Annotated in this window: 17 protein-coding genes; 7 read left to right on the top strand and 10 right to left on the bottom strand. The window is 68.9% G+C overall.

Annotation, left to right across the window (positions count from 1 at the left end; translation table 11 throughout):
* Positions 1-2: 2 nt before the first annotated feature.
* From AC6CCG_RS23285 to AC6CCG_RS23255, 7 genes are all read left to right on the top strand, one after another.
* Complete coding sequence (locus AC6CCG_RS23285; protein ID WP_496657106.1) at positions 3-1,301, top strand: ABC transporter substrate-binding protein; 1,299 nt, start codon at positions 3-5, stop codon at positions 1,299-1,301.
* Positions 1,302-1,303: 2 nt separating this feature from the next.
* The gene (locus AC6CCG_RS23280; protein WP_496657105.1) at positions 1,304-2,233 is read left to right on the top strand and encodes a carbohydrate ABC transporter permease; all 930 of its coding nucleotides are present in this window, start codon (positions 1,304-1,306) and stop codon (positions 2,231-2,233) included.
* Positions 2,234-2,242: 9 nt separating this feature from the next.
* Positions 2,243-3,154, top strand: coding sequence for a carbohydrate ABC transporter permease (locus AC6CCG_RS23275; protein ID WP_496657104.1), 912 nt, complete (start codon positions 2,243-2,245; stop codon positions 3,152-3,154).
* Between the two features lie 31 nt (positions 3,155-3,185).
* Positions 3,186-4,868 (top strand): acyltransferase, encoded by a 1,683-nt coding sequence (locus AC6CCG_RS23270; RefSeq protein ID WP_496657103.1) that lies wholly within the window; start codon positions 3,186-3,188, stop codon positions 4,866-4,868.
* A 173-nt stretch (positions 4,869-5,041) separates the two neighbouring features.
* Positions 5,042-7,618 (top strand): beta-N-acetylhexosaminidase family protein, encoded by a 2,577-nt coding sequence (locus AC6CCG_RS23265; RefSeq protein ID WP_496657102.1) that lies wholly within the window; start codon positions 5,042-5,044, stop codon positions 7,616-7,618.
* Between the two features lie 9 nt (positions 7,619-7,627).
* Positions 7,628-9,358: an ABC transporter ATP-binding protein gene (locus tag AC6CCG_RS23260; protein ID WP_496657101.1), complete on the top strand. Its 1,731-nt coding sequence runs from the start codon at positions 7,628-7,630 to the stop codon at positions 9,356-9,358.
* Positions 9,351-11,132, top strand: coding sequence for an ABC transporter ATP-binding protein (locus AC6CCG_RS23255; RefSeq protein ID WP_496657100.1), 1,782 nt, complete (start codon positions 9,351-9,353; stop codon positions 11,130-11,132). The genes AC6CCG_RS23260 and AC6CCG_RS23255 overlap by 8 nt, the downstream gene beginning before the upstream one ends.
* A gap of 709 nt (positions 11,133-11,841) precedes the next feature.
* Here AC6CCG_RS23255 and AC6CCG_RS23250 read toward each other — a convergent pair.
* From AC6CCG_RS23250 to AC6CCG_RS23205, 10 genes are all read right to left on the bottom strand, one after another.
* Complete coding sequence (locus AC6CCG_RS23250) at positions 11,842-13,311, bottom strand: hypothetical protein (protein WP_496657099.1); 1,470 nt, start codon at positions 13,309-13,311, stop codon at positions 11,842-11,844.
* 286 nt (positions 13,312-13,597) lie between these two features.
* A complete protein-coding gene (locus tag AC6CCG_RS23245) occupies positions 13,598-13,807 on the bottom strand; it encodes a hypothetical protein (protein ID WP_496657098.1) in 210 nt (69 codons plus the stop codon).
* A 224-nt stretch (positions 13,808-14,031) separates the two neighbouring features.
* Positions 14,032-15,279, bottom strand: coding sequence for a winged helix-turn-helix domain-containing protein (locus tag AC6CCG_RS23240; RefSeq protein WP_496657097.1), 1,248 nt, complete (start codon positions 15,277-15,279; stop codon positions 14,032-14,034).
* 9 nt (positions 15,280-15,288) lie between these two features.
* Positions 15,289-17,343, bottom strand: coding sequence for a hypothetical protein (locus AC6CCG_RS23235; RefSeq protein WP_496657096.1), 2,055 nt, complete (start codon positions 17,341-17,343; stop codon positions 15,289-15,291).
* On the bottom strand, positions 17,337-18,608 hold the full coding sequence (locus AC6CCG_RS23230) for a DUF5605 domain-containing protein (RefSeq protein ID WP_496657095.1): 1,272 nt from the start codon (positions 18,606-18,608) through the stop codon (positions 17,337-17,339). Before AC6CCG_RS23230 ends, AC6CCG_RS23235 begins: the two co-directional genes overlap by 7 nt.
* Positions 18,605-19,999: a DUF5060 domain-containing protein gene (locus AC6CCG_RS23225; RefSeq protein ID WP_496657094.1), complete on the bottom strand. Its 1,395-nt coding sequence runs from the start codon at positions 19,997-19,999 to the stop codon at positions 18,605-18,607. Before AC6CCG_RS23225 ends, AC6CCG_RS23230 begins: the two co-directional genes overlap by 4 nt.
* Positions 19,996-21,063 carry a sialidase family protein gene (locus tag AC6CCG_RS23220; protein WP_496657093.1) on the bottom strand — a complete coding sequence of 356 codons (1,068 nt, stop codon included), beginning with the start codon at positions 21,061-21,063 and terminating at the stop codon, positions 19,996-19,998. Before AC6CCG_RS23220 ends, AC6CCG_RS23225 begins: the two co-directional genes overlap by 4 nt.
* 99 nt (positions 21,064-21,162) lie before the next feature.
* Positions 21,163-22,233, bottom strand: a complete 1,071-nt coding sequence (locus AC6CCG_RS23215; protein ID WP_496657092.1) for an ABC transporter ATP-binding protein — start codon at positions 22,231-22,233, stop codon at positions 21,163-21,165.
* Complete coding sequence (locus tag AC6CCG_RS23210) at positions 22,217-23,356, bottom strand: ABC transporter ATP-binding protein (protein WP_496657091.1); 1,140 nt, start codon at positions 23,354-23,356, stop codon at positions 22,217-22,219. The genes AC6CCG_RS23215 and AC6CCG_RS23210 overlap by 17 nt, the downstream gene beginning before the upstream one ends.
* Positions 23,334-24,488: an ABC transporter permease gene (locus tag AC6CCG_RS23205; RefSeq protein ID WP_496657090.1), complete on the bottom strand. Its 1,155-nt coding sequence runs from the start codon at positions 24,486-24,488 to the stop codon at positions 23,334-23,336. Before AC6CCG_RS23205 ends, AC6CCG_RS23210 begins: the two co-directional genes overlap by 23 nt.

The following is a 24,488-nucleotide window of genomic DNA, read 5'->3' as shown; positions in this document are numbered from 1 at the left end:
CGATGACAACAAACCTGACCCGGCGCGCCGCCCTGTTGCTCGGTGCCGGAACCCTGACCGCGGCCGCCGGCTGCAACCGGTTCGGCGGCGGTTCCGCCACCGCGGACGGCTCGACCGTGAACATGGTCTGGTGGGGCGACGCGCAGCGCGCCGAGGTCACCGAGGCCGCGCTCGAGCTGTACCGCAAGGCGAACCCAGGGCTCAAGATCACCACCGAGTTCCAGTCCGGCAGTGCCTACGACGACAAGCTGGCGGTACGGTTCGGCGGCGGCAACCCGCCCGACCTGCTCGCGGTCCGCCGCGAATCCCTACGTGACTTCGCCGACCGCGGCTCGCTGCTGGATCTCGCCACCAAGCAGGACTTGATCAAGACCGCCGACATCCCGGGCGGCGTGCTGAACGCGGGCAAGGTCGGCGACTCCCTGTACGGCGTGCCGGGCGGTGTCACCTCGATGGGCTGGGCGCTGAACAAGGCGGTCTTCGACAAGTACGGGATCGACCTGCCGGACGGGAAGTCGTGGAGCTGGGACGACTTCGCCGAGCTGGCGGCGGAATTCGCCAAGGCCAGCGACAAGAAGGCCTACGGCGCGGACTACCCGCTGGACGACCTGCTCACGTTCGGGATCTTCGTCCGGCAGCACGGCGAGGATCTGTGGACGGCCGACAGCAAGCTCGCGGTCCCGGCCGAGATCGTGACAGCCTGGTTCCAGCAGGCCGTTGATCTTCGGGCCAAGGGCGCGATGCCGCCGCCCGGCTGGGCCGAGTCGCTCGGCCCGTCGGCCGACCAGTCGCCGATCGCCCGCGGGCTGGTCGCGACCCAGGCGATCCCGTCGAACAGCTTCGCCACCTTCAACCGGGCCGCCAAGCAGACGCTGGACATGGTGTGGTTCCCCGGCGAGTCCCAGGCCACCCGGCGCGGCATGGCGATCATCCCCGGCCTGTTCTGGTCGGTCACCGCGCAGTCGAAGGCGTCGGACCAGACCGTGGCCCTGCTGGACTTCCTGATCAACGACGTCGAGGCCAACAAGACCATGGGCGTCACCCGGGGCAATCCAGCCAGCACCAAGGTCGCCGCCGCGGTCAGTGGCGTGCTGGAGCCGGATGATCAGTTCGCGAACGACTACGTGGTCGAGCTGGCCAAGGAGAAGCTGGTCGACCCGGTGCCGGACCCGCTCGGCACCTCGGAGCTGGGCGATCTGCTGTCCACGCTCGCCGACGAGGTGAGCTTTGGCAAGACGACGCCCAAGGACGCCGGCACCGAGTTCACCAGCAAGGGCGCCGAGATCCTCGGGAAGCGCTGATCATGACAGCTCCCGCCGAACTGGCCGTTCCGCCGCCGCACCCGGTACGTCCGGCGCGCCGGCGCCGGCAGGACTGGGCCGGTTATGTCTTCCTGATCCCCTGGTTCGGCGGGATGCTGCTCACGATCATCCCGTTCGGTGCCTCGCTGTATCTCGCGTTCACCGACTACAACCTGCTCAACGCGCCCCAATGGGTGGGCCTGGCCAACTTCCAGCAGCTGGCGGTGGACGAGCGACTGCACCACTCCTTGACCGTCACGTTCGTCTACACGTTCACCTCGGTGCCGCTGTCGCTGGCGGCCGCGCTCGCCGTCGCCCTGCTGCTCAACCAGGGCCTGGCCGGACTGCCGATCTACCGGGCCGTCTACTACCTGCCGTCGCTGCTCGGCAGCAGCGTCGCCGTCGTGATGCTGTGGCGGGCGATCTTCGGCCGGGACGGCGTGATCAACCAGGTGCTCGGCTTCGTCGGCATCGCCGGCCCGGCCTGGGTGACCGATCCGGACTACGCGCTCAGCGTGTTGATCACCTTGAACGTGTGGACGTTCGGCGCGCCGATGGTGATCTTCCTGGCCGCGCTGCGCCAGGTGCCGGCGATGTACTACGAGGCCGCGGCGGTCGACGGCGCCTCACGGTGGCGGCAGTTCTGGTCCGTGACCGTACCGCTGATCAGTCCGGTGATCTTCTTCAACCTGGTGCTGTCGCTGATCGGTTCACTGCAGACCTTCACCCAGGGTTACGTGATGAGCAACGGCTCCGGCGGGCCGGCCAACTCCACCCTGTTCTACAACCTGTACCTCTACATCCAGGGGTTCAACCAGTTCAACATGGGCTACGCCTCCGCGATGGCCTGGCTGTTGTTGATCATCGTCGCGGCGTTCACCGCGGTGAACTTCCTGGCCCAGCGGTACTGGGTCTTCTACGAGGACAAGTGATCGTCGATCATGGTGACGCTCAATCCCCCGAAGCCGCGGGCCGTGCTGGCCGGCCGGCCCGACCCGATCCCCGGCCGCGCCCGCAAGCCCCGCTCGGCCGCCTGGTCGCGGTTCGCCCGGCACCTGCTGCTCTGCGCGATCGGCGCCGTACTGCTCTACCCGCTGCTCTGGCTGATCTCCAGCTCGATCAAGCCGGACACGCTGATCTTCACCGACCTGTCACTCTGGCCGGCGGAGTTCGACTTCTCGCACTACGCCGAGGGCTGGACCGCGCTGGAGTACGGGTTCGAGAACTACCTGTTCAACTCGGCCCTGATCGTCGTGCTCAGCATCGCCGGCAACCTGATCTCCTGCTCGATGGCGGCCTACGCCTTCTCCCGATTGGAGTTCCGCGGCCGGAAGCTGTTCTTCGCGCTGACCCTCGGCACGCTGATGCTGCCCGGCCACGTCCTGCTGATCCCGCAGTACATCCTGTTCTCCCAGTTGGGCTGGCTGAACACGTACCTGCCGCTGATCGTGCCGAACTTCCTGGCCACGAACGCGTTCTTCATCTTCCTCATGGTGCAGTTCATGCGCGCCCTGCCCCGGGAACTGGACGACGCGGCCCGGATGGACGGCTGCGGCCCGTTCCGGATCTTCCTGCGGATCACGGTTCCGCTCTGCACGCCCGCGTTCGCCACCACGGCGATCTTCACCTTCATCTCGACCTGGAACGAGTTCTTCTCGCCGCTGCTCTATCTGACCGACGCGGAGCTGTACACGGTGCCGCTCGCCCTGCGGCAGTTCATGGACACCGAGGGGCAGAGCTCGTGGGGTCAGATGTTCGCGATGTCGGTCGTTTCGCTGGCCCCGGTGATCGGTTTCTTCATCGCCGGGCAAAGATATCTGGTACGGGGCATCGCGACGACGGGCCTGAAGTGAACGACTCCCATCCGACGCAGGAGGAGCAAGGATGACCACCGCCGATCTCACCCACGACTACTCACCCTGGAGTTTCTACGGCCGGGCGACCGACGAGGAGAAGAAACTCCAGTTCGAACACCAGCAGCAACTGCTCGAGCAGCATCCGGACTGGCAGCTGGGCGAGGAGGTCTTCCTCAGCCCACTCGCCGCGGTCCAGTGCGAGACGCTGCGGATGGGCAAGCGGAGCTACGTGGCCGCTCACGCCTACCTCTCGCACGAGGTCACCCTGGGCGACTTCTGCACCGTGAACGCCTTCACCGTGGTCCGCGGCAAGATCACGATGGGCGACGCGGTACGGATCGGTGCGCACACCTCGATCCTCGGCTTCAATCACACGATGGCGGATCCGGACACCTGGGTGTTCAGGCAGCCGACCACGTCCAAGGGGATCACGATCGGCACCGACGTCTGGATCGGGTCGCATGTCGTGATCGTCGACGGCGTGACGATCGGCGACCGGGCCATGATCGCGGCCGGAGCCGTGGTGACCCGCGACGTACCGGCCGGAGCGGTGGTCGGCGGCAACCCGGCCAAGGTGATCAAGTGGCGGGTTCCGGCGCTGGCCCAGGCCCCGAAGGATGATCTCGGTACGGCCCTGACCGCGTTCGTCGCGCGGGCGAAGGAGCAGGGCCCGGCCGTACTGGCGTCCTACTGGGACGACGAGCGGCAGCGTTATGTCGATCCGATGGCCGGCCGGCTCACCGTCCGGGCCGACTGCGATGCGATCGAGATCGCGCAGTACCTGACCGGCCGCACTCCCCCGCCGTGGACTACGGAGCAGGCCGTCGAGCGGCTCACGCGGCTGCAGGATGCCGGGGCCGGATTGGTTCCCGATCTCGACGCGGACGGCACACCGCTGCCGGCACCGGCTGACATCACCTCCGGTGGGAGCTACGAGATCCTCTGCGTCGGGTACGCGCTCGACGTGCTCGGCTCGGCCTTCCCGCATCCGATCAAGGCCGTGTCCGAACTCGCCCCGGACCGGCTCACCGCGCTGCTGGACGGGCTGAACTGGACCGGCAACCCCTGGGGCTCGGGCCACATGATCGACGGGATCGGCACCGCGCTGCTCTGGGACCTGCGGCACCCCGAGGCCGATCATGATCGCGCGAAGCTCCTGCTGGACACGGTGATCGGCTGGATGGTGCGCAACGCCGACCCGGCGACCGGGATGTGGGGCCGGGCCGACACGTCCAGCCTGCTACTGGTGGTCAACGGGTTCTACCGCGCGTCCCGCGGCACGTTCGCCCAGTTCGGGCTGCCGGTGGCGTACCCGGAACGGGTGATCGACACCGTGCTGCAGCACGTCCGGGACCGCAGCCTGTTCGCCCCGGAACGGCAGAACGCCTGCAACGTGCTCGACGTCGCCCACCCGCTCTGGCTCGCTGCTCGGCAGACCAGCCATCGCTCCGACGAGATCGCTTCGGTGGCCCGGACCCTGCTGGGCGACGCCCTCGGCGCCTGGGTGGATGATCAAGGCTTCGCCTTCCTCGCCGCCCGGCCGGAGAACGCGGGCCTGCCCAAGGCCGTACCCGGTCTGCAGGGCACCGAGATGTGGCTGGCGATCATCTGGCTGCTGGCCGATCTGTCCGGCATGAGCGACGCGGTCGGCTACCGGCCGCGCGGCGTGCATCGCCCCGAACCCGCCCTCCGGCTCGACCGGATTCCCTGAGGAGCACCGTGATCATCCGCATCGCCCATGAGCCCGACCCGTCCCCTCGATTGCGGTACGGCCTCGACCTGCTTGTGGCGGCCCTCCGCGACGCAGGAACGCTCCCCGAGCTTGTCGAAGGGCAAGGCCCGGCGCCCTTCGACAGGCTCAGGGAACGGACGGGCGAGGAGCGGATGATCTTCGTCGGCAACCGCTCCAGCTCCGTGATCACGGAGCTGGAGCGGGACGACGTCCTGCTGTACACCACGCCGGAGCCGCGCGACGACGGCTTCTACCTGACCTCGCTGCCCGGTGACCTCACGGTGATCACCGGCGGCAACGACACCGGCGTTCTCTACGGCTGCCAGGAACTGGCCCGGGTGATCCGCCGGGACGGTGGGCTGCCGCGCGATCTCGATCATGGCGAGAACCCGGACCTGGTGTTGCGCGGTCCGGCGATCGGCCTGCAGAAGACGACGCTGGAGCCGCCGCGGCAGACGTACGAGTATCCGATCACGCCGGACCGATTCGGGTGGTTCTACGATCGCGAGCACTGGCTCGAGGTGCTGGAAACCCTGTGTGCACAGCGATCCAACGTGATCTACCTGTGGAGCGGGCACCCGTTCTCGTCGTTCGTCCGGCTGCCGGACTACCCCGAGGCGCAGGAGGTCACCGACGAGGAACTGGCGCTGAACCGGGACCTGCTGCATTGGCTCACCACCGAGGCCGACCGGCGCGGCATCTGGGTCGTGCTGAAGTTCTACAACATCCACATCCCGCTGCCGTTCGCCGAGCACCACGGCATCCCGTTGCGGCAGCCGAAGCCGACGCCGCTGGTGGCCGGCTACACCCGGGCGGCGATCGCGGCGTTCGCCTCCGAGTACACCGGCATCGGCCTGTACGTCTGCCTGGGCGAGGTGTTGCAGGGCGACATCTACGGCGCCGAGTGGTTCACCGACGTGATCTTGGCCGGCGTCAACGACGCGGTGGCCGCCCGGCAGGCCGTCGATCCGACGGTCGAGCCGCCGCCGGTGATCGTGCGCAACCACGCGATCGACCTGAAGCCCGTACTGGAGAAGGCACTTCCGCTCTATCCCCGCCTGTTCACCGAGGCGAAGTACAACGGCGAGTCGCTGACCACCCGGAGCCCGCGCGGCGCCTGGCAGGAGCGGCACCGCTACCTGGCCTCGCTGGGCAGCATCCACATCGTCAACGTGCACATCCTGGCCAACCTGGAGCCGTTCCGGTACGGCGCCGTCTCCTTCATCCAGCGCTGCGTGCAGGCGATGAAGCACCGGCTCGACGCCGGCGGGCTGCACCTGTATCCCTTGTTCTACTGGGAATGGCCGCACTCGCCGGACCGGACCGAGCCGCGGCTGCGACAGCTGGACCGGGACTGGGTCTGGTACGAGGCGTGGCACCGCTACGCCTGGCGGGCCGACCGGGACCCGGAGGCCGAACGGGAGCACTGGATCGGGAGGCTGGCCGGGCAGTTCGGCAGCAGGGAGGCCGGGAGCGCCGCGCTGGAGGCCTACGAGGCGATCGGCCGGATCGCCCCGCAACTGGTGCGCCGCTTCGGGATCACCGAAGGCAACCGGCAGACCCTGAGCCTCGGCATGACCATGAGCCAACTGACCAATGCGGCGCGGTTCCGGCCCTGGGCCGATCTCTGGGATTCCCATGCCCCGCAGGGCGAGCGGCTCGATCGCTACGTCGCCCGCGAGGTCGCCGGTGAGCCGCATGTCGGCGAGACGCCGCCGAGCGTGATCGAGGACGTGCAGCGGCTGGCCGGCGAAGCCGAAGCCGCGGTCGCCCGGGGCGCGTCGTCCGTGATCACCGCCGCGGACGAGTACGGCCGGTTGGGCAGCGACGTCGCGGCACTGGCGCTGCTGGCCCGGTTCTATGCGCTGCGGGTGTCCGCGGCGATCGACATCATGAGTTACCGGGAGACGCACGGCGGTGATCATGGCGACGTCGGTCGGCTCAAGATCGCCGTGAACAAGGTGGCCGACAGCGTGCTGGCGTACCGGGAACTGGTGCAGCTCACCGACCGGACGTACCACTACGCGAACAGCATGCAGACCCCGCAACGGAAGATCCCGTTCCCGAACGGGGAGACCTACGGACACTGGCGGCAGTGCCTGCCCGAGTACGAGACCGAGCTCGATCACCTGCGCCGCAACGTCGACCTGCTGGACCGGGGCGAGCTGCCGGCCGCCCTGCGCGCGGCCGAAGTGCTGCCGGATCCGTACCGGACGGCGGAGTTCGAGCTGCACACGCCCGAGGCCGAGATCTTCACGCTCAGCAAGGGGACGTCGGTCTTCTCCGACAGCGACGGCAACATCCGCCAGCTCGCCGACGAACTCGACGGCGTCCGCGGCATCAGGATCCCGCGGCGCGCGGGGTACGCCGGCGAGGTCGCCGTGGAACTGACGCTGCCCGAGCCGGCGACGCTCCTGATCGGCTACTTCATGGACCCGGAACCGGTCTGGCTGCAGGTGCCGAACCTCGAGACCGACACCCATGCCGACGCTCGCGGCGGCCTGGAACCCGTACTGCGCAACGGGATCGGCGTGGACTTCCTGCCCAAGATCAACGTTCATGCCTTCCGCTACGAGGCCGGCCGGCACACGCTGGCACTGGGCCGCGGTGCCTACGTCGTCGCCGGCGTGGTCGCCGCCGATCAAGAACTCGTTCCGCGGCAGGTGGAACACAACGAGTCGAGCCAGGACTCGCTGGACTGGCTGTACGAGGATCCGGAAGGCCCGTAAGGTCCTGCCATGACCTGGGCCCCGCCGGCCGCCGGGGACCTGGCCGGCCCGTTCCACTTCCTGACCTGGCTCGCCCGGTCACAGGCCCGGCGGATCGCGCTGGCCGGACTGTTCGGGATCACCTGGATGGCCGGCCTCGCGGTGCCGCCGTGGCTGCTGTCCCAGGCGGTTGATCAAGGGCTGGTCGCCCGCGATCCCGACGCGCTGATCAGGTGGGCCCTGATTCTGGTGGCCGCGACCGTTCTGATCGCCCTGCTCTCGATCGCCCGCCATCGCACGATGACCAAGATCAGGATGGATGCCTCGTTCCGCTGCGTCCGGGCCACGGTCTGGCACACCTCCCGACTCGGCGCGTCCCTGGCCCGCAGAGTGAGCGCCGGCGAGGTGGTGACCGTCGGCATCGCCGACGTCCAGGTCGTCGCGCAGGCGTTGACGATCACCGGGCCCGGAGTCGGCGCCGTCGTCGCATACGCGCTGGTCGCGGTGGTGCTGTTCAGTACCTCGCCCCTGCTGGCGGCCGTGGTCCTCGGCGGCGTGCCGCTGCTCGCGATCGCCGTCGGTCCCCTGCTGCGGCGGATCGAGCACACCGGCGGCGAGTACCGGGGACACCAGGGACACCTCACCACCCGCCTGGTCGACGTGCTCGGCGGGCTCCGGGTCCTCAACGGGCTGGGCGGCAAGACCTTCGTTGCGCAGCGGTACGAGCAGCAGTCGCAGGATCTGATCCGGCACGGCTATCGGGTCGCCGGGCCGACGAGCTGGGTCGGTGCGTTGTCCGTGGGACTGCCGGCACTCTTCCTGGCCGCCGTCGTCTGGCTGTCCGCTCGACTGGCCGCCGGCGGAGAGATCAGCCTCGGCGAGGTGGTCGCCGTCCACGGCTACGTCGCGATGCTGGTCATCCCGGTGTCGTCCTTGATCGAGAGCGGCGGTGATCTTGCCCGGGCCCGGGTGGCCGGTCGCCGCGTCATCGAGCTGCTCAACCTTCCGGTCCCGTCGGCGGGCGGCGACGTACCGGCGCGGATCCCACCCGGCGGCGGTCCACTGGTCGACGCCGCATCGGGCGTGATCATCCGGCCCGGCCGGCTGACCTCGTTGGTCGCGGCCAGGCCGGCCGACGCGGCCGCAGTGGTCGAGCGGCTGGGTCGGCTGAGCCCGGGATCAGCCGATGGTGTGCGTTGGGCCGGCGTGCCGATCGGCGCGATCGATCGGGAGGAGTTCCGGTCCCGGATGATCATTGCCGACAACGATGCCGAACTCTTCGCGGGCACCGTGCGCGACCTCGTCGCCGGCCGCCTCGACCCCGATGACCGGCGGCTGCACGCCGCCCTGCGCGCCGCCGTGGCCGAGGACATCGTGGAAGCCTTGCCCGACGGCCTGGACACGATGATCGCAGCAGGCGGAATTGATCTTTCCGGCGGCCAGCGGCAGCGGCTCCGGCTGGCCCGCGCGCTCTATGCCGCACCCGAGATCCTGATCGCCGTCGACCCGACCTCGGCCGTCGACGCGAACACCGAGGCCGTGATGATCGAAAGGCTGCGCGACGTCAGGGGTACGGCCACCACGGTGATCACGACGACGTCCCCGCTGGTGCTGGATCGGTCGGACGAGGTCGTCGTCCTGGTCGACGGCCGGGTGACGTCGGTCGGCCGGCACGCGGACCTGCTGCGGAGCGATGCCGTCTACCGGGACCTGGTGTCCCGGGCCCAAGGCGATGATGATCATAGGTCGGACGATGGGTAGGCAGCTGCCGGTGGCGTCGCCGGCCGAGGTCCGTACCGCCGCGATCCGTGACCTGAGCGCCGACCGCCGGGCGGTGGTGATCATCGTCGTGATCAACGGTCTGGCGGCCGCGGCCGGACTGATCGGCCCGTGGCTGCTCGGCCGGATCATCGACACGATCCAGGCGGGCGGGAGCGACGTGCTGGGCACCGTCGACCGGCTCGCGTTGGCGGCCCTGCTGTTCACCGTCGTGCAACTGCTGCTGGCCTGGTGCGCACTCAAGATCGGTTACCGGTTCGGCGAACGTACCGCCGCCCGGATCCGCGAGCGCTTCCTGAGACGCTCCCTGGCCTTGCCGGCGCGGGTGGCCGACCAGGTGCCACTCGGCGATCTGATCGCCCGTGGCAGTACCGATGCTTCCCTGGTCGCCTCCACCTTGCGGTTCGCGGTGCCGGAGGTGCTGGTGGCCGTGGTGCACGCCGTGTTCCTGATCGTTGCGGTGATCATCCTGAATCCGCTGCTCGGTTTGTGCGGGCTGGTCTGCCTGACCGGGGTCGGAACCGCCGTGCGCTGGTACCTGCGCCGGGCCCGGCCGGCCTACCTGGCCGTCGCGGCCACCGGCGCGGAGCTGGCCGACGTCGTCGCGAGCACGGCGAAGGGCTCCCGTACCGTCGAACTGCTGGGTTTGCAGCAGCGCCGGGCGGAGTCGGCCGAGGCGGCGATCGCGGACGCCCGGTCGGCGCGCTTGTGGGCCCTGCGGCTGCGCTCGGTGTTGTTTCCCTGGTCGGACGTGTCGCTGGCGTTGCCCGTGGTCGGCGTCCTGCTCGTCGGCGGCGCGCTCCAGCTGAGCGGCCAGGTCAGCCTCGGCACGGTCGTCACGGCCACGGTCTTCCTGCGCCAGCTCGTCGGCCCGCTGGACACTCTGATGCTCTGGATCGAACAGCTACAGGGATCCGGCGCATCGTACGCGCGGGTCGAGGGCCTGACCAACGTGGCTGGTGTCGAGGTCCGGCCGAACGGTGCGGCCAAGATCATCGGCGCCGAGTCGCGCGGTGATCGACTCCGGGTGAACAACGCCCACTACAGCTACACCGGGGTCCGGGAGGTGCTGCGCGGGATCGACCTCACCGTGCAGCCGGGCGAACGGCTGGCGATCGTCGGGACGTCCGGCGCCGGCAAGTCCACCCTCGCACGCCTGCTCGCCGGTCTCGACCGACCGCACGTCGGGTCCGTGACCATCGACGGAACGCCGGTCGCCGATCTGCCGCCCGAGGAACTGCGGGAACACGTCGTGTTGATCACCCAAGATCATCATGTCTTCCACGACACCGTGCGGGACAACCTGCGCATCGCGAATCCAGAGGCCACGGACAACGAACTGCGAGCCGCTCTGGCGGCCGTCGGAGCCGACTGGGCGGTCGACCTGCCGAACGGCCTGGACACCGAACTGGGCCGTGACCTCGAACTCGACGATGCCGGCGCCCAGCAGCTGTCGCTGGCCCGGGTCGTGCTCGCCGATCCGCACACCGTGATCCTGGACGAGGCCACCGCACTCCTGGATCCCAGGACAGCAAGGCGAACCGAACAGTCGTTGGCGGCGGTGCTGCACGGTCGTACGGTGATCGCGATCGCGCACCGGCTGCAGACCGCCCACGACTCGGACCGAATCGCCGTGATGGAGAACGGTGAGCTGGTCGAACTCGGAACGCACGACGAGCTCGTCAGCGCCGGAGGTACGTACGGCAAACTCTGGCGGACCTGGCATGCCGAACCAGAGGAACCGTCAACAGGCTGAGGACGCGAGATCGCGAGGTTTCGCTACCGGCCACGCGCCAAGGCACAGCGCGGCCAGCAAGCCGGGGTCTCCCAGCATCCGTCGGTGGTCCGACTCACGAGGGAGCGCGTTCCAAGGAAGCGATCTGATCCGGTATCAGCATTGCGATTCCGGACCGTTCTCCAGTTGCACGCGCCTGCGTGGAGCTGAGGAGCGTCCGCCCGCCGGAGGCAGGAGGTACGGACCCACCCAAATGTCCCGGCGCGAAGCGAGCCGCCATCCGAGCTGCCGCCGGATCACCCCGCACTCGGCATGGCGCAGCGCTGTCGGACGGATGCCCCGCGTCCGTTTGAAAAGGGCGACTCAGCGGGTGAGCCCAGCCCAGAGGGCGTGCGCGACCGGTCCGGTACCAAGATCATGAGTGCCGGAACGATTCGTCAGAAACACATTCCCGTGCGGTGACCGGAAGACCATCGTCGAAGGATCAGGTCTTAGCCGCCGCCAACCACCATGCGTCACCGCGCGATGCTCCACCCGCGCCAACGGGGCCAGCTTCAGGACTCGCGTCTGGCCGGGCGGGTCCGTTCGGCTGGTGCAGGTCGGTGTGATCAAGATCGAGCTTGCGGGTCGCGCTCGACCACTAGAATGCGCTCGCCGGTTGACGCGAGAAGGTGTGCTCACGATGGCGGTCGGGGATCTCGTAGGCGTCCACCGGCTTGAAAGGGCCGACTCAGCGGGTGAGCGCCGCCCAGAGGGCATGGGCGACCGGTCCGGTACCAAGATCATGAGTGCCGGAACGATTCGTCAGATACACATTCCCGTGCGGTGACCGGAAGACCATCGTCGTCGGATCCGGCCTTCGCCGCCACCAACCGCCGTGGGTCACGGCGCGATGCTCGATCCGGGCCAGCGGGACCAGCTTCTCCACTCGCGTCTGGCCAGGCGGCCCGTTCGGCTGGTACGGATCCGTGTGATCAAGATCCAGCCTGCGGATCGCGGTCGACCACGGGAACGCACTGGCCGGTTGCCGCAGGAACGCGTGTTCACGGTGGCGGTCGGGGGTCTCGTAGGCGTCGACCGGCGGCGGAGCATCGTTCAAGTCGATCACCGGCCGCACCACGATCCGATCATGACCCAGCCACTCACCCACGACGCTCTTCAAGGCGGGCCCGACCCCTGGCACCCGGCACACGCCCTCCGTTTCCGTTAGGTCTTCGGCCGCGATGTGCACCACCACCGTCGAGGTCGGCACCAGGACCTTCGGGTCGAGCTTGGCTACCAGCCGTTCCACCGCTGCCTCGAAGATCGCCGACTCCACGTCCACCTGGCCCGGACGGTCCCGCAGGGCCGGATGGACCTCGGATTCCTCAATCGCGAGATCCGGTTCAGCCTCCGGCGTCAGCGCCGCGACAGCCTCAGCGAGCTCGTCGTCGAACAACTCCGGCTGTCGCCGCCGCGCCCTCAACCTGGTCATCGCGGCGACATCACCCAGCATGCCGAACGCCTCAGCGCGCCGCTCATCCGCACTGCCCTCAGTCAGACAGTCGGCCAGCTCCTGGACCTGGGCATACAGCCGCAACGCTGCCAACGGCTCCAACCGCCCGAACACCGCCTTGTGCCCGTTGCCGTCGGTCTGCGACAACCACACCCCGCGCTGCTTCCGGCGCTGCTCGTAATCGGCCCGCGCCCGCTCACCATCGACCCGCAGCATCTCCGCCTCCGCCGCGTCCCGGAGTTTGCCGTAGGGCTGCGTCCCGGCGAACCACGCCACGGCCCGGTCCACCTGTGCTGCCTGCTCCTGAGTCAGGTGATGGGTGAGCCGGGCGATCTTGCAGGCCTGCCACTCCTCCACCTCACAGCGCATCGTCCTAGCCCACAACAGAGGCAGGCGATGGCGCAGATCCAACACATCACCGATGAACAACATCCCCGCGGTGTGCCCCTTGCCGATCTTGGCCAGGAACTCGATCATCGCGAGATCGTTGACCGCCGGCGTGCCTTCACCACCGGGCCTGACCGCCTGCGCCAGCCCCGGCCCGGACTCCATGATCGACTCCATCGGATGCGCATCCGCCCACGCCGCGGTCCAGACCAACAGTTCGTTCGCTGCCGCGATCCGGGCACGCCGCAACCCGCCTGCGACTTTGAGGATGTCGGCGGTGCCGTACCCGGCAGCCTTCGCCTCCAACGATTCGAACATACAAGCCATTCTAGTCCAGCGAACTGACAGAAACCCAACAAAACAAGGAATCTGTGGACAACCACTGGCTCCTACCTACTTGCGGCCCATCCAGAGGCGAGGACGCATGTCCCGCGCATCATGTGTGCCTGCTGAGCTGGCCACGGACTTCGGCGACAACGGCATCGAGCGGTTGGGTTGCGTCGATGATCACGGCGCCTCGCGCTGTCAGCTCGGACTCCACGACTGCGTGCCACCACCGACACCAACGGGCCGAGTCACCGATCCTGCCGAAGCTGTTGGTCCGTCAAGGATCTGCGAGGCGCGCTTCCTGGGTGGCATCGTCCATGATCAGCAGCACGAGCTGATCGAAGCGGTCCAGCAGGTCGAACATGTTGCGTGCGGTGCCGGCCAGCACGATCGGACCGGTCGCCTCGGTCAGGGCCGCGTCGATCAATTCGGGACGCCACTGCCAGGAGTGGGACATCAGCCAGTCCCAGTTGGGTTCCTCCGGCATCCCGACGGGTCTCCCGGCGCGATCTTCCCAACGAGCGAAACCGTAGTCCCAGGTCGACGGAGTTCAGTCCTTGATCGCGAAGGGCATACGAGACCGTGGATTTGCCGACACCGGGACCTCCGGCCAACAACAACGATCTTGAACCTCGCTGATCGGTCATGGCCACCTCGTTCCACGCCGAAGCGGATCAGCCCCGGCACCAGGCGAACTGTGGGATCACCACGTTAGGCATCAGCCTTCCCGGCCACAACCGACTTTCGGGCTGCTCGGCGAAGAGTGGCGGCGAGATTGCCGCGCCCCGCGATCTTGATCTTGTCGAGTTCCAGCCAGGTACGCAGGAGGTCGAGCTCTTCCACCAACGCGGCGGCGACCCGGCCGGCATCGTGCCCGGGCTCGACGTACGCGCTCTGCACCAGCAGTGTGCCGCTCTGCCGATCGGCCTTCAGGTCGCACCGGCCGACCAGGGTGTCGCCCAACAGGAAGGGGAGGACGTAGTAGCCGTAGAGCCGTTGCTCGGCCGGAACGTACAGCTGCTTGGCGATCGGGTTGGTGAAGCCGCAGAGCTGCTGCGCCGAGGCTCGCATGAAGGAGTCGAACGGGGACAACAGGGCGCGTGCGTTGATCGTCTTCGGCACCCGTACGCCGTCGACGAGGTAGCCGGGATCCCGCCAACCCTCCACGCGCACCTCGGTGAGCCGCCCTTCCTCGACGAGTTCGCCGAGCAGTGTGGCCAGCGGCACCTTGATGATCTTGCCGTCCGGCTCCCGGATCCGGAAGCTGGTCAGGCCGAGATAGTCCCGCAGCCCGCGGCCCGTCGCGATGCCAACGGCCGCTGCCGAACGGTAGAGCAGTTCTTTCTGGGCCTCGTCGGCCGGCGGCGCGGGGGCATCGACGAACTCGCGGGGGATGACCCGCTCGACCAGGTCGTACACCCGGGTGAAGCCGCGCCGGCCGGCCACCGCCAACTGCCCGCATTCCAGCAAGGCCTCCAGGGCCTGCTTGCCCTTGCTCCACCCCCACCATTTCCCGGTACGGCCTCCGCCGTCGGCCAGATCGCCGGCAGCCAACGGGCCACGTTCCGCGATCTCGTCGTACACCGCCCGCACGTGATCTTGACCGTCCACCGGAGCACCCAGCGCGTAGGTCCGGCCGGTCTGCATGATGATCATCCGGTGCCGCATCAGCGGGAACAGCTCGACCGGCAACAGACAGGCGGCATGACTCCAGCACTCGAACAGCTCATGGCGCCGGTACGCGAGCCGGTCCAGCGACGAGGCCGGATACGGCCCGAGGCGGGAGTAGACCGGCAGGTAGTGGGACCGCACCAGCACATTGACGGAATCGAGCTGCAGCGCGAGCACGCGGTTGGCGATCTTGCGCACGCCGTCCAGCGTCGGCTTGACCGGTCGGGTGCGGCCGAATCCCTGTGCGGCAAGGGCAATCCGGCGAGCCTCTACGCTCGAGATCTCCATTCGCGCACTCTAGCCGCCGGCGCCGACACTCTGCTCCTGCTCGAGGCGCAGCGCGTTCCAGAGCGGCAGCGCGATCACCCAGGACGGGTTCCAGGTGTTGCTGGCCCCGCGCTGCTGCCAGTCGGTGACGAAGAAAGCCTCACCCTGTTCCCCCACCACGTCGAAGCCCCAGTCACCGGGCCGTTCGCAGATGCCCTGCCGGAGTGCCGTGTCGACTCCCTCGGCCCAGACCCGGAAATGATCATGGCCGGACAGCCGGCCGAGCCGCCACAGCTCGTAGGTCGGGAAGAACACGTCCAGGTGGTGGTTCTGCACGCTCACCCCGGGCCATCCCAGCGCCGTGAACCGGCGCGTGTCCAGGACGGAGCCGGTGTCGTACCGGGGCGACCAGTGGTAGACCCAGGTGAGCAGCCACTCCGCCACCTCCTCGGACCGTTCCAGATAGTGCCGGTCACCGGTCAGGTCGAACAGTTCCAGCCAGAACCGGAGCAGATAGAGACCGGCCTCCTTGTCCTCGCAGGCGGCGTCCAGGGTCGAGTGCGAGTACGGTCGTTCGAAGGCGGGCCCCGGCAGCGCCTGATAGGCCTCACCAAGATCACGAGCGAGTTCCAGGAACTCGGCCCGGCCGCTCAGCCGGAAGCCCGCGGCGACCGTCTGTGCCGCCGGGATCCCTGCCGCACAGGGCTCTGCGGACACCGGCGCGCCCTCCGGCGTCCAGCCCAGCGGCACCAGGCCGTCGGACAGATGACCGGCCGCGAACTCGGCACCCGTGATCACCGCCGCCCGCCACGATGCCGGGACCGCCAGGCCATGATCATCGAAGAGCCGTACGGTGTCCGCGATGTCACCCAGGCTCTCGCCGTACGCGCGCGCGAAGATCATCTCGGCGCCGCGGCGGTGGGCACCGATCCAGGCCCGGTCGTCGTGAACGTAGCCCGTGTAGCGGAGTCCCGGCGCCGCCGCGGCCGAGCCGTCGACGTAGAAGTCGATCACCCGCCGAGCCCGCTCGATCCGGTCCGGCCGGCCGTCACGGAGCCCGAGAGCGGCGTCGCACCAGGCGAGCCGGAGGCACTGCCCGGTCCAGCCGTAGCTGAAGTCGTGGGCCGGTCGAGGCTTGCCGCCGGGGCGCTCCCGGCGCGGTTCGCCCCAGGCCGGGAACTTCAGATAGCCGGCGACCGGTCCGTCCTCGTAGACGCGCGCCTCGATGGCGGCCGCCTTCAAGTCGATCATGGCGGCTCGGCCCGAAGGATCGGAGGCCGGAGCCGGACCCAGCGAGCGGCCGGCCCGAGCCAGGGCCACGAAGCCACGGCCCGGACGAGGCAGGTCTCCCCACTCCAGCAACAGGTTCCTGGTGATCGTCCCGCCCGGAGCGAGGCTACGGTAGCCGCGCGGGTTCGGGGCCGTCGTCGCCTTGTGGACATAGTCCAGATCAGGGATGCCGTCGAACATGATCGCGCCGGACACGGCGATGATCGCCGCCGGCTCCGTACCCGCAATCGCCCCCAGCGTGCCGTAGCCGACCCGACCGTCGGGATCACGCTCCGCGTCCGGGCGATCGATGATCATCAGATACCGCCCGTCGGACGGCTCGACGCAGACGGCCGGGATCGGCAGCCGGTCGACGCCGGTGACGTAGCCGCCCCGACTCACGTGCGGCACGGTCCGATCCGCGTCCGCGGACGGGTTGTCGTGCTGGATCACCTGCGGAATGGTGATCCTGGACCCCGGCGGCCCGGCCGGCCACTGGATGCCGACGACCAGATCGTCCACCGGCTCGACACCGTCGTTCGTCCACCGCAGCTCCACGGCCAGACGATCGCCGGCCCGCCGCAGGTCGACCTCGACCGCGAGCCGGGCCAGCCGGCCGGTGATCACGACGCGATCTCCGTCGCCGCGCACCTCGGCCTCGGCCAGCCCCGGGCGGGTCCTGCGCCACGGCCGTCCGGTCGACATGATCAACAACTCGCCGACCGCCCCGTCCCAGACCGCTCGGCCGTCGTCCCCGAGAAGTCGCAGCCCGACGCCGTCCCGATCCGGTACGAGGTCGATCAAGCCGTTCAGCATCGCGTCACCCGAAGGGCGTGGTAGAGCCGCGGCTGCAGCTCGACCGTGAACGAACCCGAGTCCGTCCGCAACACCTCCTCGACGGTCATCGACCAGGTGTCGATCACCTCCACCCGGTACGGTCCGTCGGGCAGGTCGAAGGAGCGGCTGCGGAACCGATGCGCGCCGAGATACTGCAGGTACACCGATCCCGGCACCCCGAGCGTCGACGCGTCCGGACGGAGCCGCAGATAGCTCACCTCCTCGGGCATCCCGTTCAAGATCTCGCGCAGGAATCTCAACCGGGGCAGGGCATCGCCGCGCGGCTCACCGCCGCCGACCCATTGCTCGGCGTGCGTCGGGAACCCGCCGCGCACCGCCGTCTCCCAGGCGTAGAGCACCACGTCCTCGGCGGTCCGGCTCCCGTCCGGCGTCGGCGCGTCGCCCTCCACCAGGCCGTCGAGCACGGCCGGCTTGGCGAAGTCGTCGGTCAGCGTCGAGCTCGAGCGGGCATGATCGGTCCGGACACTGGCGTGGCTGATCCGCGGATCGCCGAAGTCGAAGCCGAGCCCGGCATGAACGGTGCACAGCCGGTGTCCGTGATCATGCTCGGCGAGTCGGTCCAGCGCCTCCCGCCAGACGGACGGCTCGATGCCGGCACGATCGGCATCCACGGCCAGGCACCACGAGACGGTACGAAAGCCGGCGAACCGGGACACCACCCGACGCAGCTGTTCCGACCAGTCGCTCCGGGTCAGCGAACGACCGTCGCCGAAGATCACCAGTTCCGCCTGGCGGCCGATTCCGGCCAGCGCGGTCACGGCCCACTCGACCCGATCCAGGTCGGCGTCGTCCGGCCAGTCCGACCACTCCGGGTCCAGCACCGACAACCGGACCGCCGTGATCGGCGACTCCCGCAGCGCTTCGAGGGTCCGCTCGGCGTCCGGCTTCCGGTGCCAATCCAGGAGCGTGGTCGGCAGCGGCAGGTGCGGAGTTCCGTCGGCATGGGCGAACCGGGTGCCGCGGACGCCGACCGGACCATGATCACCCTCAGGCTCCGGCTCGCAGTCCAGGGTGCCCTCGCCGATCGCCTGGCCGGCCCCGTCCAGGATCGTGTACGTCCAGCGCCCGACCACGTCCGGCGCGAAGCGGACCAGCCGCCGGTCACCGGTGCGGAACGGCTCGGCCACGGCTACGGCCCGGACCTGATCATGAACGAAGTTCACCTCGTCCGCGGCGGTCCCGGTCAGGTCGAGTTCGGCGACCTCCCAACGACGGACCTTCATCGGCTGATCCTCACCGCGAGATCGGTCCGGCCGAGCGGGATCCGGCACCGACCCCGATGCGCGCCGGGCAGCGGTTCGACGGTCATCGCCCAGGTGTCGATGAGCTCGACCCGGTGATCGTCCTCGCTCAGCTCGACGTCGTAGTACGCCGGCCGGCGATCACCGAAGTAGTCCAGCCGATAGCCGTGCTCGCGCGCCGCGATCCAGTCGGCCGGGCCTTCGTCGATGATCTTGCGCAGGAAGGCGATCCGCTGTGGGCTCTCGCCGATCAAGGTGCCGCCGCTGGAGATCCAACGGTGCTCGGTGTCGATGTAGCATTCGCCGTGCCCGACGAAGCCGCCGGCGGTCATTCCCTCCCAGAACCGGCGGGTGATCTCCAGGCCGGTCAGGTTGCCCCAGCGCCGGTCGATGTCACCCTCGTAGCCGAGCTCGTCCAGCACCACCGGTTTCGGATGCTGCGTCCGCCACTCGGCGGTGAGCCCCGCGTCCCAATGCTGGATGCTCTGATGGGTCGTCCACGGTTTGCCGAAATCGTAGATCGACGCGTGCTCGAACATCGCGGTGCCGTTGTGGATCGAGGCCAGCCGCCGGTACGGGTCGATCCGCTGCAGGTACTGCAACAGCCGGTCCCAGTCGATCATGGTCTTCGCCTTGTTGAAGTCGAACTCGTTGGACATCGACCACCAGACGTTGCGGAAGGCTGCCAGCCGGGCCACCACGTAACGGACCAGGAACCGGTCCTGCTCCGGCGTCAGGTTGTCGACGCCCCAATGCCCCTTGTCGTACGGATGGAAGATGATCACATCGGCCTCGATGCCGAGCCGGAGCAGGTCGGCGATCCGGGCCTCGAAGTGCCGGAAGAAGTCCGGGTCGAACCGGGTCGGATCGAGCTCACCCGGGGTGTCGCCGGCAAACGCGAGCCGGTGCGGCGTCATCGCCGCCGTCGGCAGCAGGCACATTCTGAGCTTGTTGAACGGCGAGGCGGCCAGCGACTCCAGGGTCCGCCGCTCATGATCTTCGTCGCCGGTGTGGGTCCAGTGGTAGCAGGTGGTGCCGTACGACTCGTGCCGCGTCCCGTCGGCGTACTCGAACCGCCAGCCGCCGACCGCTCGCACCGGGCCGTGATTGCCCTCCCCCGGCGGACCGACCAGGAACTCGCCGGCCCGGCCGTCCAGGTCGGCGGCGTTGCTGGACGTCCGGTACCACCAGGTCCCCTCCCGATCGGGCGAGAACCTGATCTTGTACGTCCCGTCGCCGTCGTAGAAGCCGTCCACCGTGACGGTCCGGTTCCGGTACTGGAACTCGGCCGCCAGCTCGACGTCGGTGAACGGGTTGCCGTCGGCGGGTCCGGACAGGGTCAGTTCGAAGATTCCCCACCGCTCCACCGTCATCCGCGCACCCAGTCGACATCGAAGCTGACGTGCTTGATCGCCTTGCGCAGGTACGAATACGCGGCATGGACGCGGCCGTCCGAGGTCTGCAACAGCGTCGGGTACGAGTAGCCCATCGGCGCGTCCCGGTATTCCAGGTCGGCCAGTTGCAGGTTGCGCCGGTGCGGCCAGGTGGCGCCGTCGTCCTCGGACAGCGCGAGCGTCAGCGGCGTCCGTACCGCTTTCTTCCGCGGATTCTCCGGATCGCCGACCCAGCGGAACTGATCACGTTCCAGCGACGCGTCGTTGAAGATCAGCAGCAGTCGGCCGTCGGCCAGCCGGAGCTGGTGCACGGCCGAGTTGTTGTTGGGCAGTTCGGTCCGTTCCGGAACCGTCCAGCTGAGACCGCGGTCGGTCGAGACCGAGGCGTAGAGGCGGTCCGCGGCCCGGGACCGGAACAGCGCCGACAGGCTGCCGTCCGCCCGTTCGACGACGCTCGGCTGGACCCGGCCCAGGCTCTCCGGCACCTCGTGCTCGGACCAGGTCTCGCCGCCGTCGACGCTGATCACGACCAGGCTGTGCTCCCCGGCCGGCGTGCACAGGTAGGACGGCAGCAGCCAGGTGCCGTCGTCGAAGATCAGCGGCGGGTTGCGCAGGAAGAAGCCCGGTCCCGGGAACAGGATCCGCGGTGCGGACCAGGTCGCTCCATGATCATCGGAGGTCCGGGCCAGCACGTGCGCCGATTTCTGATCATGCGGCTCGTTCGAGGTGTGCAGCAGCCAGATCGTGCCGCCGGGGGCGGTGAACAACACCGGATTCTGCTCGGACCGGTCCGGATCGGCGGCCACCAGGTCCGGCTCCGACCAGGCGTCGGCGCCCTTGATCAGCCGCGACACCACGATGTTCGTGCCCGGCTCACCTTCGCCCGGACCGTTGAACCAGGCGCAGACGAGGTCGCCGTTCGCTGCCTCGGCCAGGGTCACGGCATGGCTGTCGCCGGAGTGCAGCACCGGCAGCAGCGCCTCGGTCAGCGCCGGATCGGCACCGGGGCGGAGGTGTCCGTCGAAGCGGGAATCCAGTTCCATCCTCTGACCTTTCGTCGTCATCGCTCCCTGAGCCTGTCGAAAGGCCGGGCTCGATCCTGCTTGGCACTTCGACAGGCTCAGGGCGCGTTCGTGGTCGGCTCAGTGTGCGTTCGGTTCGATGCCGCGGAGCTCCAGCTCCTCGGCGAAGTGGCAGGCGGCGCGGCGGCCGGGGCGTACCTCCCGAAGGGCGGGCACCTCGGTCCGGCAACGATCTTGAGCGTAGAAGCAGCGCGGATGGAACGGACAGCCGGCGGGCACCTTGGACGGATCCGCGACCTCGCCGCGCAAGACGATCCGGCCGCGGCCGTCGGCCTTGGCCCGGTCCGCGACGTTCGGGTCCGGATCCGGCACCGCGGACAGCAGTGCCTCGGTGTACGGGTGCTGCGGCTTCCCGTACAGCTCCGCGGTCGGACCGGACTCGACGACCTTGCCGACGTACATCACGACGACCTCGTCGGCCATGTACTCCACCGTGCCGAGATCGTGCGAGATGAACAGGTAGGTGAGGTTGCTGTCGTCCTGCAGATCCCTGAGCAGGTTGAGGATCTGGGCCCGGACCGACACGTCGAGAGCACTGACCGCCTCGTCGGCGACCACCAGTCGCGGATCCAGGGCGAGCGCCCGGGCGATGCCGACCCGCTGCCGCTCGCCGCCGGAGAAGGCGTTCGGGTAGCGGTGCCGGTATTCGGCGCGCAGCCCGACCCGCTGCAGCAGGGCCGCCACCCGGTCCTCGATCTCGCTCGCCGGCAGCACGTGATTCACCCGCAGCGCCTCGCCGACGATCTGGTTCAGCGTGAACCGCGGATTCAAGGCGGAGAAGGGATCCTGGAAGACCATCCTGATCTCCCGCCGGTACGGCTTCAGGTCCCGTTCCTTCATGGCCGCGAGGTCGACCACCCGGCCGTCCGCCGTCCGGTAGTTGATCGTGCCGGCGGTCGGCGTGTTGGCCCGCAGGATGCACCGGCCCAGTGTGCTCTTCCCGCAGCCGGACTCGCCGACCAGGCCGACCGTGCGGCCGGCCGCGATGGTCAGGTCGACGCCGTCGACCGCCTTGACGTGACCGACCGTCCGGCCCAGCATTCCCTTGCGGATCGGGAAATGCATGGTGAGGTCACGGGTCTCCAGCAGGACCTGGTCGGTCCGCGTGTCGGGTTCATCGATCACCGTCATCGGAGTCCTCCTGATAGAGCACGCAGCGGACCTGGTGGCCGTCGTCGGTGGTGATCACCGGCGGCGGTGCGGTGTCACAGCGCCCCGGGATGAACGAGTCGCAGCGATCATGGAACGGGCAGCCGGACGGCCGGTGGTACGGGTGTGGCACGATCCCCCGTACCGGCGCCAGCCGCACGTTGCGATCCCGGCCCAGCTTGGGCACCGACCGCAACAAGGCCTGGGTGTACGGATGCCGCGGCTCCGCGAACAGCCGGCGCAGGTCGCCCTGCTCGACGACCCGGCCCAGATACATGACGGCCACCCGGTCGGCCAGCTGGGCGGCGACGCCGAGGTCGTGGGTGATCAGCATGATCGACATCTCGAACTCGTCCTGCAGCGAGGTGAGCAGCTCCAGGATCTGCGCCTGCGTGGTGACGTCGAGTGCGGTGGTCGGCTCGTCGGCGATCAGCAGCTCCGGGCCGCAGGAGAGCGCCATCGCGATCATGGACCGCTGCCGCATCCCGCCGCTCAACTGGAACGGGTAGGCGTCGATCCGCTGCTCCGGCGACGGGATGCCGACCCGCCCGAGCAGGTCGATCGCCCGCTGCCGGGCCTGGCTCTTGGTCAGGTTCTCGTGCAGCGTGATCGCCTCGATGATCTGGTTTCCGATCGTGTGCATCATCGACAGCGACGTCATCGGTTCCTGGAACACCATGGCGATCCGCTTGCCCCGGACGCCTCGGACCAGCTCCGGTTCCGCCGTGACCAGATCGATCATGCCGGGTGGCGCGTCGGGCAGCACCTTCGCCCGCCGAGCCCGATCGCGGCGCGCCCGGAGCCGTCGCAGCCCTTCGACAGGCTCAGGGCGCGTTGAGGATTCCGGCGGGGCCGGCACCCAGACCTGGCCGGCCATGATCTTGCCGGGCCGGTCCACCAGGCCGAGCACGGAGCGAGCCATCACGCTCTTGCCGCACCCGGACTCGCCCACCACGGCCAGTGTCTCGCCGCGGCCGATCTCCAGATCGACCTCCTCGACGGCGTCGACGACGCCGTCCTCCAACTGGAACTGGGTCCTCAGGCCGCGCAGCCGGAGGACCGGCTCCGCCGCCTTCGGCGCCTCACTTGTACGGGTCGGCAGCATCGCGCAATCCATCTCCGACGAAGTTCATGGACAGGACGGTGACGAAGATCGCCGCCCCGGGCAGCATCAGCCAGGGCGCGGTCTCGATCGCCCTGATGTTCTGCGCGTCCTGCAGCAGCACACCCCAGCTGACCGCCGGGGACTGCAGGCCGAGCCCGAGGAAGCTGAGCGACGTCTCGCCCAGGATCATCGCCGGGACACTCATGGTCAGCGACGCGATCATGTGGCTGCTGAAGGACGGCAACATGTGCCGGAAGATGATCCGTGGCTGACTGCAGCCGTCCAGCCGTGCGGCCGTGATGAAGTCCTCCTCGCGCAGCGACAGGAACCTTCCGCGGATGACCCGGGCCATCCCGGTCCAGCCGATCACCGACAAGATCACGCTGATCGCGAAGTAGCGGGTCAACGGGCCCCAACTCGATGGCACTGCCGCCGACAGCGACAACCACAGCGGCAGCGTCGGGATCGCCATCAGGAACTCGATCACCCGCTGGATCAGGGTGTCCGGCTTGCCGCCGTAGTAGCCGGAGATGCCGCCGAGCAGCAGGCCGAGGACGAAGCTGACCGCCACGCCGACCAGGCCGATCGACAACGAGATCCGGGAGCCGTAGACGATCCGGCTGAGCATGTCCCGGCCGGCCCGGTCCGCACCCCAGAGATAGAACGGCTGCCCCGGCTCGGTCGGACCGATCAGGTGGACGTCGGCCGGGATCAGGCCCCAGAAGCGGTACTCGGCGCCGCGGACGAACAGCCCGACCGGGATCCGGTTGCCCTCGTCGACGGTGAAGGTCCGCTCGTACGTCTCCGCGTTCTGCTGCATCTGGTAGCCGTACACGTAGAGCCCGACACCATGATCGGGATGGTAGACGTGCAGTTGCTGCGGCGGCGCGTAGGCGTACTGCTCGTTCTGCGCGTCGGTCGTGGTCGGCGAGAGGAACTCGGCCAGCGCCACCACCAGATAGATGATGATCACCGCGACCGCACCGATCCTGGCCAGGTGGTGCTTGCGGAACTTCCGCCAGATCAGCCGCCACTGCGACGCGGTGCCGCCCCGGATCGTGATCTGGTCGGGCTGCGGCCCGCCCGGCGACGGGTCGGTCCTGGCCGCGACCTCGATCGTGTTCTCGGCCAT

It is taken from the genome of Microlunatus sp. YIM B11417 (assembly GCF_059617205.1).
The sequence above is the reverse complement of the archived record's forward strand: the minus strand, read 5'-3'. Positions and strand labels throughout refer to the sequence as shown.

Bases quoted from the DNA above. Each gene is read 5' to 3' on its own strand.
- AC6CCG_RS23285 (WP_496657106.1), top strand. From the start codon at position 3: ATGACAACAAACCTGACCCGGCGCGCCGCCCTGTTGCTCGGTGCCGGA.
- AC6CCG_RS23270 (WP_496657103.1), top strand. From the start codon at position 3,186: ATGACCACCGCCGATCTCACCCACGACTACTCACCCTGGAGTTTCTAC.
- AC6CCG_RS23255 (WP_496657100.1), top strand. From the start codon at position 9,351: ATGGGTAGGCAGCTGCCGGTGGCGTCGCCGGCCGAGGTCCGTACCGCC.
- AC6CCG_RS23230 (WP_496657095.1), bottom strand. From the start codon at position 18,608: ATGAAGGTCCGTCGTTGGGAGGTCGCCGAACTCGACCTGACCGGGACC.
- AC6CCG_RS23235 (WP_496657096.1), bottom strand. From the start codon at position 17,343: ATGCTGAACGGCTTGATCGACCTCGTACCGGATCGGGACGGCGTCGGG.
- AC6CCG_RS23280 (WP_496657105.1), top strand. From the start codon at position 1,304: ATGACAGCTCCCGCCGAACTGGCCGTTCCGCCGCCGCACCCGGTACGT.
- AC6CCG_RS23245 (WP_496657098.1), bottom strand. From the start codon at position 13,807: ATGCCGGAGGAACCCAACTGGGACTGGCTGATGTCCCACTCCTGGCAG.
- AC6CCG_RS23205 (WP_496657090.1), bottom strand. From the start codon at position 24,488: ATGGCCGAGAACACGATCGAGGTCGCGGCCAGGACCGACCCGTCGCCG.
- AC6CCG_RS23225 (WP_496657094.1), bottom strand. From the start codon at position 19,999: ATGACGGTGGAGCGGTGGGGAATCTTCGAACTGACCCTGTCCGGACCC.
- AC6CCG_RS23220 (WP_496657093.1), bottom strand. From the start codon at position 21,063: ATGGAACTGGATTCCCGCTTCGACGGACACCTCCGCCCCGGTGCCGAT.
- AC6CCG_RS23240 (WP_496657097.1), bottom strand. From the start codon at position 15,279: ATGGAGATCTCGAGCGTAGAGGCTCGCCGGATTGCCCTTGCCGCACAG.
- AC6CCG_RS23250 (WP_496657099.1), bottom strand. From the start codon at position 13,311: ATGTTCGAATCGTTGGAGGCGAAGGCTGCCGGGTACGGCACCGCCGAC.
- AC6CCG_RS23265 (WP_496657102.1), top strand. From the start codon at position 5,042: ATGATCTTCGTCGGCAACCGCTCCAGCTCCGTGATCACGGAGCTGGAG.
- AC6CCG_RS23215 (WP_496657092.1), bottom strand. From the start codon at position 22,233: ATGACGGTGATCGATGAACCCGACACGCGGACCGACCAGGTCCTGCTG.
- AC6CCG_RS23260 (WP_496657101.1), top strand. From the start codon at position 7,628: ATGACCTGGGCCCCGCCGGCCGCCGGGGACCTGGCCGGCCCGTTCCAC.
- AC6CCG_RS23210 (WP_496657091.1), bottom strand. From the start codon at position 23,356: ATGCTGCCGACCCGTACAAGTGAGGCGCCGAAGGCGGCGGAGCCGGTC.
- AC6CCG_RS23275 (WP_496657104.1), top strand. From the start codon at position 2,243: ATGGTGACGCTCAATCCCCCGAAGCCGCGGGCCGTGCTGGCCGGCCGG.